Consider the following 14,303-nt stretch of genomic DNA (forward strand, 5'->3'; position numbering starts at 1 on the left):
TTCAGTTATTTTTTGAAGTTGGTTCTGCGGACTGATCCATACCCAAGCTTTCGGTGGGGATGTTGGTATCGGTTTGTTCCTCAACGGGGACCTGAGCATCATCGACTGCAGTGGTGTCGATGGCTCCATCCGCGTGCTCCGTAACGGTGGCATCTTCAACTGCAGGAAGCGGATTGCCATTCTCGTCGACTTCGTCGTCGTGAACATATGCTGGCACAACTGGTGGCTCAGTTATGGCCTGAATGCGCCACTTCGACTGAGTACCCTCGGAATCGATGACTACCTGTTCCTTTTCAAGATCGACCGAGACGATAGTTCCAAGCAGACCTGAATACGTCGCGACTTCCTTGCCTGGCTGCAAGGATTCACGGAAGTCTTTCGTCTTGCCCTGCTGCTGCTTGGCCTTACGCGACTGCCACCACATCATTCCTGCCATCAGGACGACGAGGATTATGAGGAAAGAATACTGCATTGTGTCACTCCTTAAGTGTGATGTGTATGAGCTTGGAAGTCAGGACATCCAATACATCCAAATCAATGATATTAGAATAACTCTCTGACATTTTTGGTGGGCTGAAGACCTAGATGCCGCCATGCCTTGTCTGTTGCGACACGACCCTTCGGTGTTCGCATCATGAAACCTTCACGGACCAGATATGGCTCACAGACGGTCTCAACCGTTTCAGATTCTTCGCCAACCATGGCTGCCAGATTATTGAGTCCAACAGGTCCACCGTTGAAATTGGTGACAATCGCCTTCAAGACTGCTATATCAAGCCTATCCAAACCCTCGGAATCAATTTGGTAGAGAGCGAGGGCTGACTTGACATCGCTTGCACACGCCTGATCAAGATCATGGACAATCGCCCAGTCTCTGACTCTTCTCAAGAGACGGTTTGCGATACGAGGCGTTCCACGGGAACGAAGCGAGAGTTCTTCGGCTGCTCCATCACCAAGCGTGATGTGGAGCACACCTGCCGAACGATCTACAAGTTTTTCCAATTCCTCGTGTGGATAGAAATCCAGATGTGCGGTGAATCCGAAACGTGCCCGCAAGGGGGATGGCAACATACCTTCTCGCGTCGTGGCTCCAATGACTGTGAATCGTGGCAGTGTCAGTGGAATTGAGGATGCCCCGGGACCTTTTCCCACCATCACATCTACACGGAAATCTTCCATCGCAATATAGAGCAGCTCCTCTGCAGCACGGGGCATACGATGAATCTCATCGATGAACAACACCTCTCCGGCTTCAAGAGAACTCAGGATCGAAGCCAGATCACCAGCATGCTGGATTGCCGGTCCTGATGTGATACGGATCGGAACCTCGAGTTCCTTGGCCACAATCATTGCCAGTGTTGTTTTGCCGAGTCCTGGAGGACCTGCAAGCAGTATGTGGTCCGGTGCCACATCACGCTTTCTGGCGGCGTTGAGAAAGAGACTGAGCTGCGCCTTGAGTCTTGGCTGACCAATGAATCCATCCAAGGTCGAAGGTCGTAACTCTTCGTCACTCAGATTTTCGTCATCAATGGGCGTCGCTGAAACGACTTTGAGGGAATCCTCTTGCGCTCCCACATTCGGCCGAAGGTCCTCGGCATATGAATCCGCTTCAACCCCATCGTGATCGACTGATGCATCATGCCCAGGCTGAGGCATCTCATGTTGTGCTCGTGTCGTATTGTGCAGTGACGATTTCTTCGGTGTTCTCTTGGTCATATCAGCGTCCTTTATCGAGGGAAGTCAATGCCATTCTCAAGATATTCGGTATGTCCTGCTCGACAATAGGCTCTTCGATGTGTTGACCTTCACAGACCTTTCGCACAGCCTGACGAGCCTCTTTCTCTTGCCAACCGAGCGACATGAGACCCTGCACAACCTGCTCGGATCCTGCATCGACATGCTGGGTCTGCTCCGAGGCTTCACTGCTGGGAATATCCACCTTGCCGGATAGTTCAAGAATAATTTTCTGAGCGCCCTTCTTGCCCAGTCCCGGAGCACGAGACAATGCCGTTGAATCCCCATCGGCAATGGCCTTGATCAGCTGCTTGGGGTTGAGGGTGGAAAGAATGGAGAGCGCAACCTTGGGACCAATGCCACTTGCCTTCTGAAGCTGCAAAAACAGTTCCTTGGATCCTGATGCCGTAAAACCGAACAGCGTCACGGCATCCTGTGAGACGTTCATTACGGTATGAACGCTGCAAGATTGATTTGCGCGCAATGTCGAGAGATCAGACTTGGGCATACGAATGTCAAAGCCAATGCCATTGACATCCAACAGCATCGAATCTGCCTCGACGGCCAACACATTACCTCGTAACATGCCAATCATAAGGTCAGTTCCTTCCCGTAGCAGCATCGACTGGGGTGCTCGATATCTGCGTGAAACGGAGGCACAGAAAATCGAACATCTGTTCGAAAGACTACATGCCGCCGCGGACTCCTCCACGCCTCTGAGCTCGTTGCGTCGCGATTGCCCACTGCCGCTGTGCCGTGGTCAGATGCTGCTCACGTTCTCCACCTTGCAATGCGCCCTGCGGACGCAAGGCGTGGCAGATGGCTATCGAAAGAGCATCTGCGGCGTCCGCAGGAGTGGGCAGTGCATTCAGTCCCAAGACGGCAGCAACCATGCGCTCCACCTGAGGCTTATCTGCTTTCCCATTGCCGGAGATTGCCAGTTTTGCCTCGGTGGGCGTATGCAAGGCCACTGGCACACCTCTCTGAGCGGCAGCGAGCATCGCCAAACCTGCGGCCTGGGCGGTTCCCAACACGGTATTTCGATTTGATTGTGCAAACACGCGTTCAATGGAAACCGCATCGGGCTTGAATCGATCCATCTTGGACGTAAGTCCGTCAAAAATGGTCAATAATCGCAGATCCTGCGAAGTATGCGGATCTGAACGAATCACATCGACATGGATAAAAGAAAGCCGGCGTCCTATGCCGGCTTCGATGACGCCGACCCCGCAGCGTGTCAGCCCAGGGTCAACGCCGAAAATAATCACTGCTGACTACTCCTCGTCCAGTGCTGCAAGAACCTCGTCAGATGCAGTCCAGTTGCTATAGACATTCTGCACATCATCGAGGTCGTCCAAGGCATCGGTCATTCTGACGGCCTTGCGTGCAGCATCCTCGTCAAGATCGATCTCTGTCTTTGGATTCAATACGAGATCTGCCGAATCGTAATCGATGTTTGCTGCCTGCAATGCCTTGCGGACTGTGACCATATCACTTGGATCGGTGATGACGGTGAAGCTTTCTCCATTATCGGACACATCTTCAGCACCGGCATCTGCAGCAGTTTCGAAAACAGTATCGTAATCGGTGCCTTCTCCAGGAACCTCAATCTGACCCTTGCGTTCGAAGTTGAAGCTGACTGAACCATTCTGTGCAAGCGACCCGCCATTCTTGGTGAGCGTCGAGCGCACCTCGGCTGCGGCTCGGTTTCGATTATCCGTCAGACACTCGATGATGAGCCCTACTCCCCCAGGGGCATAGCCCTCATAGACGATATCCTCATAGTTGGCAGCGCCCGCCTCTTCACCTGATCCACGCTTAACGGCTCTGGTGATATTGTCTGCTGGGACTGACGACTTCTTGGCCTTGACGATGGCATCGTACAAGGTTGGATTGCCGTCAGGGTCACCGCCACCTGTGCGTGCTGCAATTTCAATGTTTTTGATGAGCTTGGCGAAGAGCTTGCCTCTTTTGGCGTCGATGGCAGCCTTTTTGTGCTTCGTGGTCGCCCACTTGGAATGCCCTGACATATCGCTCCTGACGATTCGATGGTATAAACGTAACGATTCTAGACATTCTCAGCGACATTATGGAATCCGTGACGCTGTGCGCTGAGCGGTTGGCGCAACCTCCATCCGGTAAGAACGTCCGCGTAGACCTGCAGTATCTGATCGGCAACGCTTGACCAATCGTAGTCGAAAGCGGCGCACATGCCCTCGGTAGAAAGTTCGTGCGAACGAGCGGAATCATCGAGAATTGCTTCCACTGCATGGGCGCAGTCCACATATTCCCCAGTGCGGAACAGAGATGCCGCCCTGCCATCCTTCGAAATATCAGTGAACGCCTTCAGATCCGAGGCCACGACGGGACATCCAGCAGCCATGGCCTCGGCGAGAACTATTCCAAAGCTCTCCCCACCTAGCTGGGGGGCTACGTATACGCTCAGACTTCTATAGAAACGTGCCTTATCCTCATCGGAAATTCTGCCAAGGAATTCGACATGGTCCATCATCGCGGGTTCAATCGCTGCAATGATCTTTCTACCCTCTGCCTCACCGTCTCCCACGCACAGAAAGCGGGCATGTGGATATCGTTGCAGAACAAGGCTGCACGCCTTGATAAACACGTCAAATCCCTTGCGCTCCTCACCCATTCTGCCCAGGAAGCCAATGGTTGGATGGTCTTGGTAACCGAGCCAGTCGGGATTGATCGTCGCCGATGCGAAATACTGCACATTAATGCCGTTGGGAATAATGCTCATCGGTGTCGAGGGCCGTAGATAGCGCCTTGCCGTGTCCAAGGCCGAATCGCTCACGCAGATTGCAGCGCGTACGTTCGCCAGATACGAACGTAGATATGACTGGCATATTCTCAATGCAAGCGGGTAGGTGTCGAATGCGGCATGAAAGGTCGCAACATAGGGACACGGCTCAAATCCCATGACAAGGGGCTTATGGCTAAGACTCGGAACTTCCGGCTCATGCAGATGGACGAGGTCGAAATGTCCCTGCCTGACCCATTTTCTTGCGAGCATTCCCGCTACTCCAAAATAGCTCAGATGAGCAACCGAACCGTTGTACGGTATCGAAAAAGAACTGCCGGTGGTGTGCACCCACAACGGCATGTCGGTGGTCCTCCTGCCGGGTGCGAGCACCTCGACTGCATGGCCACGCGATATCAGTTCCTGTGCAAAATCACGAATGTGGAATTGAACCCCGCCGGGAGTTTCGAACGAATATGGCGAAATGATGCCAATGCGAAGCTTGCGGCCTTGCAATGGATCATGGTCGGTATTCTGTTTCGATGCCGAATCATCCACCGGCTTGCTTGTCATCCATCCCCCTTTTTCCCGTGTGCCTGCGACGAATTGTAAAGCGTGCATATCTGAAGCGCTATTCATGAATCCTATGCGACTTGACACTCATTGATCGAATATTCTCAGGAACGTCATGCAACCGCGACATATCCAGATCCTCAAGAAAAATTGGCTGCAGCATATGCCAGTCTTCTGGATGCTCGGCTATGCCTTGCGCCCAAATATCAACCCAGCGTTGGGAAAGGTCATGAATTGCCTGTTCTTTAGGCATGTGCACGAACGGCTCGATATCAATCGGTCCACTGATCTGGCACACATATCCAAACCGCGCTCCTGCCTTGTTCCTGCGCGCACCGCTGAGCATTTCGCGATGCATGTTGACCACATAGAGCGGCAATCTTCGTTCCAAGGCGATGCGTGCAGGACCTGGAGCCACCCTGATTATCGAACCAAAGGCATGCACGAACTCACCATGTCTGCCTAAATCCCGATCAGCAAGCAGAGGAACAATGGTATGAGGCTGCTTCAGAACTGCAACCAGTCTTTCCGTGAGATTGTTCTCGTCCGTCAGCAGAATCGACATGCCCAGAGACTCACGAATGCTCACGAAGGATTTCAGAAGCTCGTCGTTGGAGAGTCGCTCAGCGACAGTAGTTACCGGTGCAATGGCATCGTGCGCCCAAAACCCTGCATAGTCCCAGTTACCCTGATGCCCCATCGCGAGAGGGGCAGAGCCTTGTAGACACTGCTGGCATATTGACTCGAACCCGTTCCCCTCCCCACGGATCCTGGCACGAAGCTGCTCTTGAGTTCGAGCTCCAACAGTCATAGCCTCTGCAAAATAGGCGAAGTAGGAACGCATGGCCAACAAAGACAGGCGTCGAATCGCAATGCGGGTTGTCTTGCCATCTCGATGGACCAGCACCCGTCTGAGGTTCTGCTCAAGCTGAACGATGCCACCCATATGGAATAACCATGCCAAAGTGGCAACGAATCGAAAGACCATCCGTAGCAAAGATTCCGGAATATGAGATGCATATCGGAATGTGAGATTTAGAGCTGTATTGAGCACGCATCCTCACTTATTCATGAGCTGGATTCATGGGACTCGGTCTACGGCTCATACTTGTGGAAACCATATGAATGCGCTGATACACGGTCACGATTCCCAGCAACGCCAAGAGCAGCATGAAGCACGACATGACTGCCACAGGCAGGCCGGCGCCGGTCAGGGCCATGCCCACCAATATGATAACCAGGCGATCGGAGCGAGTAGCGATGCCATTCTTCGCTTCAAAGCCTTCTGCCTCTGCCCGTGCACGTGCATATGACGTGACGAAAGAGGTCATGATCGAGAACAACGCCGAACTGATGCCGAGCATTGCCCAGAATTGATGCGACCACAACGATGTCATCGTGGTGGATAACGCCGCATTACTACCCTGAAGCAGCAGACGGAAATAATAGATGATCACGCCAGTCAACACGGCCCAATCAGCTATACGGTCGAGTGTCGAATCGAGAAATGCGCCGAACTGTGTGCCTCCACCAGTAAGAACAGCGACGGAACCGTCCAAGGAATCAAAAGCCACGAGTATGGCCATCAGAACGGCACCTGCAAGCAGCCAACCGGTGATGCCGGTGACAATGGCGATGACGACGGTTCCGGCAGCACCGATCACGGTCACGGCATTCGCAGAAATCCCCACCGCTACCAATGACCTCGCAATGGGGGCAATGATGCGTTTCCATGGGCGTCGCAAATGTTCAAACATCTTATTCCTCCTGCATGTCTGCTGTCGCATTTTCCACGTGCGTTGCAGGTGTCTGCGTTTTCTTATCACGCACTGCATCGTCAGTATTGGCAGCGATACTCGATTCCTTCAAACCTGCCTCGCGCGCAAGATGTGCGAACACAGGCGCATACGCCGCTCTCTGATTCGACAGCAGAATGGGCATCGTTCGAGTCTGTGCGACTATGGGCATGAAATTTGCATCCCCATTCCAGCGCGGAACAATATGTTGATGAAGGTGCGAGGCAATACCTGCCCCTGCGACATCACCCTGATTGATTCCCAGATTCCAACCATCGGGACTGGAGACCTGCTTCATGACCTGCATCGCGACGGCACTGGTCTTTTCAAATTCGAATAATTCCTCATCATGCAAATCAGTCAAAAAACTCACATGGCGATAGGGGCAGACCATAACGTGCCCAACATTGTACGGATACAGATTCATGATGACGAACACAGAGCAGCCGCGCCAGACGATCAGACCGTCTTCGTCGCTTTTCGTCGGAGCGATGCAGAATGGACACTCGTCACTTTTCGGTGGCACGTGGCTGTCATTGGAAAGCACGTAGGACATTCTCTGTGGAGTCCACAAACGTTCGAATCCATCCTCCTGAGGCGGAAAATTCATTGGATTCTCCACCTCAGGCTCTGGATTGGATCGTGATGGTGATTGCTCGCTACGATCGTTGCCTGCAGCCATGCGTGCACTCACTACTCTGTAATTTCCGTTGCATCCTCGGTATGCGATGCTGCGCGATCCATCGCTCCCGCCAGGCTTCGTGTAAAGTCATCTGCGGTATTCACCTGCGCACGTGATGCGATGATCTGTTCAATGTCGGCAATCGCGTCATCAACAGGAATGCCGTTGAGCTGGCTTCCATCCCTGAATCTGAAGCTCACGGCATTGTTATTCGCATCCTCCCCACCAGCGATGAGAATGAATGGCACCTTCGACTTCGAGGCGTTACGGATCTTCTTGCCGAAGCGATCATCGGAACGATCAACTTCGCAACGAACAAGCCTGTCACTCAAACGATCGACGATCTTCTGCACATAGGCATCGAATTCCTCGGCGACTGGAATGGCCTCGACCTGGACCGGTGCAAGCCATGCGGGGAAAGCACCGGCATAGTGCTCAAGCAGAATGGCGAAGAAGCGCTCGATCGAACCAAACAATGCACGGTGAATCATCACAGGACGCTGATGGGTTCCATCTGCCGCGACATATTCAAGCTTGAAACGCTCTGGAAGGTTGAAGTCGAGCTGAATGGTGGAGACCTGCCAGGTTCTTCCGATGGCATCGCGTGCCTGAACCGAAATTTTTGGTCCATAGAATGCGGCACCGCCTGGATCATCAACCAATTCAAGGCCGGAGTCCTTGGCCACGTCGGCAAGTGTTGCGGTTGCCTCTTCCCAGACTTCGTCCGAACCTACGAACTTGTGCGGATCCTTGGTTGAGAGCTCCAAATAGAAGTCATTCAGACCGAAGTCCTTGAGCAGGCCCAGCACGAAGTTCAGCAGACTTTTCAGCTCGCCCTTCATCTGGTCTCGCGTGCAGTAGATGTGTGAGTCATCCTGAGTAAGGCCGCGAACACGAGTGAGACCATGAACCACGCCAGACTTTTCGTAGCGATATACAGTGCCGAATTCGAAGAGGCGCAGCGGTAGCTCACGGTATGAGCGCTGGCGTGATTTGAAGATCAGGTTATGCATCGGGCAGTTCATTGGCTTCAGATAGTAATCGAAGCCCTGCTTGGTCACATTGCCATCGGCATCTTTCTCTTCATCAAGGTGCATTGGTGGGTACATGCCGTCCTTGTACCACTGCAAATGACCGGAAATCTCGTAGAGGTGACCCTTGGTGATATGAGGTGTCTGCACGAATGAATAGTGATGCTTGCGGTGCTGTTCGCGCGAATAGTCTTCCATCGCGTTGATGACTGCAGCACCTTTGGGATGGAACACAGGCAATCCTGGTCCGATTTCATCGGGGAAGGAGAAGAGATCCATCTCGGCACCGAGCTTGCGGTGATCGCGTTTGGCCGCCTCCTCCATACGATTCATGTAGGCCTTGAGCTCGTCCTTGTTTGGCCATGCAGTACCGTAGATGCGTTGCAGCATCGGATTCTTTTCATCCCCCCGCCAATAGGCGGCGGCAGTGCGAAGGAGTTTGAATGACTTGATGAAACGCGTGTTTGGCAAATGCGGCCCCTTGCACAGGTCCTTCCACACGACCATGCCGTCGCGGTCAACGTTGTCATACATGCTCAGTTCGCCCGTAGAGACTTCCGTGGCGGCATCGCTGTCAATTTCAGCTTCCTTGACACCAATGAGCTCAAGCTTGTAGGGCTGATCCTTTTCTTCCTCACGTGCTTCATCCTCAGTGACGACGCGGCGCTCAAAGCGCTGCGAGGACTTGATGATGCGGTGCATTTCCTTGTCAATGGCCTTCAAATCATCCGGTGTAAAAGGCTTGTCAACATCGAAGTCGTAATAGAAACCGTCATCGATGACTGGACCGATGCCAAGCTTGGCATCAGGGCGGATAATCTGTACCGCCTGGGCCATCACGTGTGTGCAGGAGTGACGCATGATGGCAATGCCGTCAACGCTGTCGAGAGCTATGGATTCCACGGTGTCGCCATCGTGCAGAGGCGTATAGAGATCTTGCAGAGTGCCGTTGATCTTCACTGCAATGACATTCTTGTCATCTGCAAAGAGATCCATGCCAGTCTGAGTGCTGTCCACCTCCTTCGCTTCGCCGTTGAGTGATATGGAGATGGTTGACTGTGCCATGATGCCGTCCTTGCTATCGTGGGCCCGCGTTACAGGGTGCAGGCCTGGACTGTGTGTGTGCATGCCCTTGGGTATGCGATATGTGACAATCGACACCATATGATGTGACGGCGACAAGGTTTCAAACCATTGCCCTCTCGATAATTCGGACGTTCAGAACAGGTACATCGAGGCACAGCCATGCCAGAATTGCAAGTGTCGGAACTGCATTGGCATCACCTTCTTCATGAAATTTCTGACGACGATGCAATCGTGAAGATGATGTTATGGAGTGTGGAGTCTATTGCTGCCGCTGCTCCAGATGCCATATCAGCATCCTCGACAGAACCCTGTGCGATCGCAGCGAGAATAGTGCCGCCGTGGCATCAACTCATTCTTCGCTACCTGTCAGGCAGACCATCCGTGTGCAAAGGTTGTGAGCTGATGATATTTTATGCACTGACACGGGGTGCCCATTTTCGGCTGAGACAAACCCGTTGAACCTGATGCAGATAATGCTGACGAAGGGATGTTACCAATGACGATGCACGTATATGAGAGCTACAGGACTGCTTGCAAGAACGAATGGAATGCAGCTGTCAATCACCGATTCAACCAGGAGCTTGTTGCTGACACGCTTGCCGATGATGTGCTCCGCAGATATCTGATTCAGGATTGGCAATACACCAGCGGCTTCTATTCCTTGCTTGGTCAGGCGATCGCATCAGCAGATCTGCTTTCATCAAAGATTCGACTTAGCAGACAACTTGGATTTATCTCAAACGACGAAGATACGTATTTTCATGACCGCTTCGAACAATTCAATGTCTCTCACGCCGAGCTCGATAATCCTCAGCTCACCCCTTCATCTCTAGGAATAACCAAACTGTATGCAGATACCGTACAGACGCGTTCATATGCCGACGCGATAGCCGTGCTGTGCGTTGCAGAATCCTTGTACCTTGACTGGGCACAGACCTTGACGAACGAAGGCAGGAATGTACCACGGAAAGAGCAGAATCTCGGATGGATCCGTGTTCATCGAGACGCTGGGTTCAAGAATTGGGTCGATTTTCTGATTCAAGAGCTCAATCGCCTTGGAAGCCCCAACAATGAGGAACTAAAGTCTCGTTTTGCCCGCGCGGTTCATTGGGAACTCGCTTTTTTCGATGACGCATATCGTGGAATCGGTATACCCCAAGATTCGGGCGCTATTATCTCGAATCATGATTCATGAACTCGCCATAGGCAGCGACATCACTGCAACGACCAATGCAGTACAGCAGATTCTTCATACGATCTGGACCGCTTCGCTGACTCCAGTTGTAGCACCAGATCAACGATTGTTCATTCTTCTGCTCTTGTGTTCCATCCTCGCCATCGTCATCACTCCAATATGGGGAATCACACGCAATGCGGTGACCATTGCACATGAAGGCGGCCACGCATTCGCTGCATTACTGTCGGGACGAAAGCTGAACTATATTCAGCTGCACTCCGATACTTCTGGAGTCACGGTAAGCTCTGGTAAATCCTATGGCTTCGGCTATGCACTCACCTGCTTTGCCGGGTATGCCTCGCCGTCACTGCTGGGAATACTTTGTGCCTGGCTGACCACAAAAGGATATGTTACTGCATCGTTATGGATTCTCGTCGTGCTGCTGCTGCTCATGCTCACTCGCATTCGCAATGGCTATGGAGTACTCGCGGTAGTCGTATCGATCGTCATTGTCGCTGGAATATCATGGAGTGCTGATGCTGATGTTCGTTCGAGCGCGGCCTATATTCTGTCGTGGTTCATGCTTCTCGGTGGCATCCGCCCCCTGATTGAGCTTCAGGCTATGCGCGCCAGAGGTGGAGGACAGGGTTCTGATGCTGACCAGATTGCCCGCACAACACATATTCCTGGAATTGTTTGGATACTCGTCTGGCTGATATGGAACCTGGCATTCCTGTGGCTTGGTGCGACTTGGATGACACAATCGTTCGGAGGCATTCACGCTGTATGGGTTTCACTGATCAATCTGATTCCGGCACTACAATAGCGTCACGCAAACAGCAATTGCACCCTGAGATGGAGAAAGATAAATCGGGTGGGCGATGCAGGAATCGAACCTGCGACCCCTTCGGTGTGAACGAAGTGCGCTAGCCGCTGCGCCAATCGCCCGAACTCTAGCAAGACTTTCCTGCGAAAGCCTGCACAACAGCAGTGAGGATCACGAGCAGTGAAACTCAACCGTGGGCGATACTGGGATCGAACCAGTGACCCCTTCCGTGTCAGGGAAGTGCGCTACCTCTGCGCCAACCGCCCGGTCATTCTCATGAATGAGAGGTGGGTACGAGAGTCGAACTCGTCTAAACGGCTTTGCAGGCCGCTACCTAACCGCTTGGCTAACCCACCGTGACAGGTCTTACTACTCGGACCTCGAGCGGGCAACGGGACTCGAACCCGCGCTCTCGACCTTGGCAAGGTCGCGCTTTACCAACTAAGCTATGCCCGCATACTTAGGAAACTACCGAATTGAACAGCTCCAAGCACGATTGACCACTATATCCAACTATTCGGCTTTGCGCAAATTGCGTGTCGTGGCTGTACAAAAATCCAACGTTTCCAACGAATATGAGGCACTTTGGGAGTGTTGCAGATTGTCATCAAGAGCGTTATCCACATCTTGCTTTCGGCAAAAATGCGAGACGAATCATTTTCACGTTACTGTAGGTTATGTGAGTGAAGAAACTTTCCAAACCAGACGCGTACTCGTATCAGCATTTGAGGGCTGGAACGATGCATGCCAGGCTGCCTCCAACGTTGTGCGCCACCTCATTGATATGTATGACTCGAATGAAGTCGCCCGCATCAGCTGCGACGGCTTCTATGACTACCAGACCACACGTCCTATGATGTGCTTTGTACAAGGTCGTGGGAGAATAGTCTGGCCGGAAACGACTTTCTATGAGATTCACATTGACGACAGACACACCATAGTGGCCGAGGTCGGTCCAGAGCCAAATTATCGTTGGATGGAATATTGCCACCAGAATCTTCACATCGCCGAGGAATACGACGTTGATCACGTCATCACTCTGGGCTCTATGTTCGCAGACTGTCCCCATACTCGCGCGTTGCCCATCGATGTGTATTCCGACGACTGTGAATGCAACTGTTCAGGAACGGATGATCACTGTGGTCCTGTAGGCATCACAACCGTTCTTGACTCCATCGCCAGAGATCATGGATTCGATACTGATTCGGTTTGGGTTTCAGTTCCGCAATATCTTGGCAGTGACGAATGCGCGCAGGGAACCTTGCAGCTACTGCGCAAACTTTCACAGCTGCTCGGAGTCACCCTGAATGAGGGTGATCTGCCAACGAAGGGCAAGCAGTGGAAGGCTCAGGCATCCATGTTGCTCAGCTGCAACGATGATTTGGCGGATTATGTCAAGCGCTTGGAACGGCAGGTAGATACCAAAACACTCGCCGATGAAAGCGACGAGATGACAACCGATGAGGCTCGTGAGCTCATTGCAGAAGCCGAGGCCTATTTGCAACGAGAGCAGAACAAGGATAATCATAAGGGTCATCCAGGCCCTGACTATCCTGATTCTGCTGCCGGCAACGCCCTTTCTGAATAGCTGTCAGCCGAGCAGAGACAATGTTTCTGCTCGGCTGATGGATGGGTTCAGCTTTGGGGACCTGCAAGTGGAAGAATGACTCCTGCAATCAGTAGGACTGCGACAATGACTGCCACTACGATTCTATAGATTGCAAAACCCTTGTAAGAGAAGGTCGAAATGATCTTCAGGAATGCAATGATGACCAGGTAGCCAACGACGAAACTGACGATGGTGGCGCAAATTGTAGCGCCCCAACCCGGAAATCCAGGTTCTGAGGATGCATCGCCAATTGCCTTTACCGTTTCAAGAACGGCAGCTCCGAAAACGGCTGGTATTGCCATCAGAAAGCTGACACGCGCCGCAGACTCACGCGTATAGCCCATGGCACGGCCAAAGGTGATGGTTCCGCCGGAACGCGAAACACCAGGGATGAGAGCAAGCATCTGACCGAAGCCAAAGATTGCCGCTTCCTTCATGTTCATGTCGTCAAGTGTCTTGATCTGTCTGCTCTTCGCATCGAAATACCACAACAGCAAGCCAAAAATAATCAATACGGAAACCGTAATCCACAGATTTCGAAGGCTCGTTTCAATGCGCTTCTGGAACAGCACACCCGCAATCACTATCGGCAGGGTACCGACGATGATGTACCAGCCCATTGACGCATCCTTGTCCCCTGCGCCAAAGCGGCTGTGCATATCCTTGCCATTGGTTCCCATCAGGCAGCGATACCAATGTGAGAGGATTCTTGCGATGTCATGCCTGAAATACAGCAGAACCGCAGATTCCGTACCAATCTGGATGATGGCAGTGAAGGCCGCCCCTGGGTCATCTCCGAGCAAAGCACCAATGATTCGAATATGTGCGCTTGAAGAAACAGGCAGAAATTCAGTCAATCCCTGAATGATGCCGAAGAAAATCGCCTCGAAGAAATTCATAAAGCCTCGTATTGCTGATGAACGAATATGGACATTCCACGTCACAGAGTACTCAACCTGCACGCGTGGAAGCCCGTATGGGCTCATTGTCGCGCAGAATGCCCACAATGAACGTATAGATAATACCAA

General features: G+C 52.4%; 13 protein-coding genes, 4 tRNA genes, 1 pseudogene and 1 riboswitch. Of the genes and pseudogenes, 3 read left to right on the forward strand and 15 right to left on the reverse strand.

Features of this window, described 5'->3' with window-relative positions:
* Position 1 precedes the first annotated feature (1 nt).
* From yajC to thrS, 10 genes and pseudogenes are all read right to left on the reverse strand, one after another.
* Complete coding sequence (gene yajC, locus BAQU_RS05335; protein WP_094693391.1) at positions 2-472, reverse strand: preprotein translocase subunit YajC; 471 nt, start codon at positions 470-472, stop codon at positions 2-4.
* 71 nt (positions 473-543) lie between these two features.
* Positions 544-1,716 carry a Holliday junction branch migration DNA helicase RuvB gene (ruvB, locus tag BAQU_RS05340; protein WP_415447742.1) on the reverse strand — a complete coding sequence of 391 codons (1,173 nt, stop codon included), beginning with the start codon at positions 1,714-1,716 and terminating at the stop codon, positions 544-546.
* A gap of 1 nt (position 1,717) precedes the next feature.
* Positions 1,718-2,329 (reverse strand): Holliday junction branch migration protein RuvA, encoded by a 612-nt coding sequence (ruvA, locus tag BAQU_RS05345; protein WP_094693394.1) that lies wholly within the window; start codon positions 2,327-2,329, stop codon positions 1,718-1,720.
* Positions 2,330-2,420: 91 nt separating this feature from the next.
* Complete coding sequence (gene ruvC, locus BAQU_RS05350; protein WP_094693396.1) at positions 2,421-3,002, reverse strand: crossover junction endodeoxyribonuclease RuvC; 582 nt, start codon at positions 3,000-3,002, stop codon at positions 2,421-2,423.
* Between the two features lie 6 nt (positions 3,003-3,008).
* The gene (locus tag BAQU_RS05355) at positions 3,009-3,764 is read right to left on the reverse strand and encodes a YebC/PmpR family DNA-binding transcriptional regulator (protein ID WP_094693398.1); all 756 of its coding nucleotides are present in this window, start codon (positions 3,762-3,764) and stop codon (positions 3,009-3,011) included.
* Positions 3,765-3,802: 38 nt separating this feature from the next.
* The gene (locus BAQU_RS05360; RefSeq protein WP_094693400.1) at positions 3,803-5,068 is read right to left on the reverse strand and encodes a glycosyltransferase family 4 protein; all 1,266 of its coding nucleotides are present in this window, start codon (positions 5,066-5,068) and stop codon (positions 3,803-3,805) included.
* A 58-nt stretch (positions 5,069-5,126) separates the two neighbouring features.
* On the reverse strand, positions 5,127-6,122 hold the full coding sequence (locus tag BAQU_RS05365) for a phosphatidylinositol mannoside acyltransferase (RefSeq protein WP_094693402.1): 996 nt from the start codon (positions 6,120-6,122) through the stop codon (positions 5,127-5,129).
* 10 nt (positions 6,123-6,132) lie between these two features.
* Positions 6,133-6,825, reverse strand: coding sequence for a CDP-alcohol phosphatidyltransferase family protein (locus BAQU_RS05370; protein WP_094693404.1), 693 nt, complete (start codon positions 6,823-6,825; stop codon positions 6,133-6,135).
* Between the two features lie 124 nt (positions 6,826-6,949).
* Positions 6,950-7,546: pseudogene (locus tag BAQU_RS05375) on the reverse strand (HIT family protein); the annotation flags it as partial.
* An 11-nt stretch (positions 7,547-7,557) separates the two neighbouring features.
* Positions 7,558-9,642, reverse strand: coding sequence for a threonine--tRNA ligase (thrS, locus tag BAQU_RS05380; protein ID WP_094694003.1), 2,085 nt, complete (start codon positions 9,640-9,642; stop codon positions 7,558-7,560).
* A 434-nt stretch (positions 9,643-10,076) separates the two neighbouring features.
* Positions 10,077-10,168: riboswitch (TPP riboswitch) on the forward strand.
* Here thrS and BAQU_RS05385 point away from each other — a divergent pair.
* Together BAQU_RS05385 and BAQU_RS05390 are read left to right on the forward strand one after the other, a co-directional pair.
* On the forward strand, positions 10,160-10,858 hold the full coding sequence (locus tag BAQU_RS05385; RefSeq protein ID WP_094693406.1) for a TenA family protein: 699 nt from the start codon (positions 10,160-10,162) through the stop codon (positions 10,856-10,858). Its footprint overlaps the riboswitch before it by 9 nt.
* Complete coding sequence (locus BAQU_RS05390) at positions 10,848-11,666, forward strand: M50 family metallopeptidase (protein ID WP_094693408.1); 819 nt, start codon at positions 10,848-10,850, stop codon at positions 11,664-11,666. The genes BAQU_RS05385 and BAQU_RS05390 overlap by 11 nt, the downstream gene beginning before the upstream one ends.
* Before the next feature lie 49 nt (positions 11,667-11,715).
* On the opposite strand, the gene BAQU_RS05395 is transcribed toward BAQU_RS05390, so the two are convergent.
* The 4 genes from BAQU_RS05395 to BAQU_RS05410 all read right to left on the reverse strand — a co-directional run bounded on the left by BAQU_RS05395 (position 11,716) and on the right by BAQU_RS05410 (position 12,122).
* Positions 11,716-11,788: transfer RNA gene (locus tag BAQU_RS05395), tRNA-Val, on the reverse strand.
* 72 nt (positions 11,789-11,860) lie between these two features.
* A tRNA-Val gene (locus BAQU_RS05400) sits at positions 11,861-11,932 on the reverse strand.
* Between the two features lie 19 nt (positions 11,933-11,951).
* Positions 11,952-12,022, reverse strand: a tRNA-Cys gene (locus tag BAQU_RS05405).
* A gap of 27 nt (positions 12,023-12,049) precedes the next feature.
* Positions 12,050-12,122 (reverse strand) — tRNA-Gly (locus BAQU_RS05410).
* Between the two features lie 223 nt (positions 12,123-12,345).
* On the opposite strand from BAQU_RS05410, the gene BAQU_RS05415 reads away from it, so the two are divergent.
* Positions 12,346-13,254, forward strand: a complete 909-nt coding sequence (locus BAQU_RS05415) for a PAC2 family protein (RefSeq protein ID WP_244568438.1) — start codon at positions 12,346-12,348, stop codon at positions 13,252-13,254.
* Between the two features lie 47 nt (positions 13,255-13,301).
* On the opposite strand, the gene uppP is transcribed toward BAQU_RS05415, so the two are convergent.
* The gene (gene uppP, locus BAQU_RS05420) at positions 13,302-14,174 is read right to left on the reverse strand and encodes an undecaprenyl-diphosphatase UppP (RefSeq protein WP_094693411.1); all 873 of its coding nucleotides are present in this window, start codon (positions 14,172-14,174) and stop codon (positions 13,302-13,304) included.
* Positions 14,175-14,303 lie beyond the last annotated feature (129 nt).

Origin of the sequence: Bifidobacterium aquikefiri (genome assembly GCF_002259795.1) — a bacterium.
Lineage (GTDB): Bacteria > Actinomycetota > Actinomycetes > Actinomycetales > Bifidobacteriaceae > Bombiscardovia > Bombiscardovia aquikefiri.

Bases quoted from the DNA above. Each gene is read 5' to 3' on its own strand.
- yajC (WP_094693391.1), bottom strand. From the start codon at position 472: ATGCAGTATTCTTTCCTCATAATCCTCGTCGTCCTGATGGCAGGAATG.
- ruvA (WP_094693394.1), bottom strand. From the start codon at position 2,329: ATGATTGGCATGTTACGAGGTAATGTGTTGGCCGTCGAGGCAGATTCG.
- BAQU_RS05385 (WP_094693406.1), top strand. From the start codon at position 10,160: ATGACGATGCACGTATATGAGAGCTACAGGACTGCTTGCAAGAACGAA.
- BAQU_RS05360 (WP_094693400.1), bottom strand. From the start codon at position 5,068: ATGACAAGCAAGCCGGTGGATGATTCGGCATCGAAACAGAATACCGAC.
- uppP (WP_094693411.1), bottom strand. From the start codon at position 14,174: ATGAATTTCTTCGAGGCGATTTTCTTCGGCATCATTCAGGGATTGACT.
- ruvB (WP_415447742.1), bottom strand. From the start codon at position 1,716: ATGACCAAGAGAACACCGAAGAAATCGTCACTGCACAATACGACACGA.
- thrS (WP_094694003.1), bottom strand. From the start codon at position 9,642: ATGGCACAGTCAACCATCTCCATATCACTCAACGGCGAAGCGAAGGAG.
- BAQU_RS05370 (WP_094693404.1), bottom strand. From the start codon at position 6,825: ATGTTTGAACATTTGCGACGCCCATGGAAACGCATCATTGCCCCCATT.
- BAQU_RS05355 (WP_094693398.1), bottom strand. From the start codon at position 3,764: ATGTCAGGGCATTCCAAGTGGGCGACCACGAAGCACAAAAAGGCTGCC.
- BAQU_RS05390 (WP_094693408.1), top strand. From the start codon at position 10,848: ATGATTCATGAACTCGCCATAGGCAGCGACATCACTGCAACGACCAAT.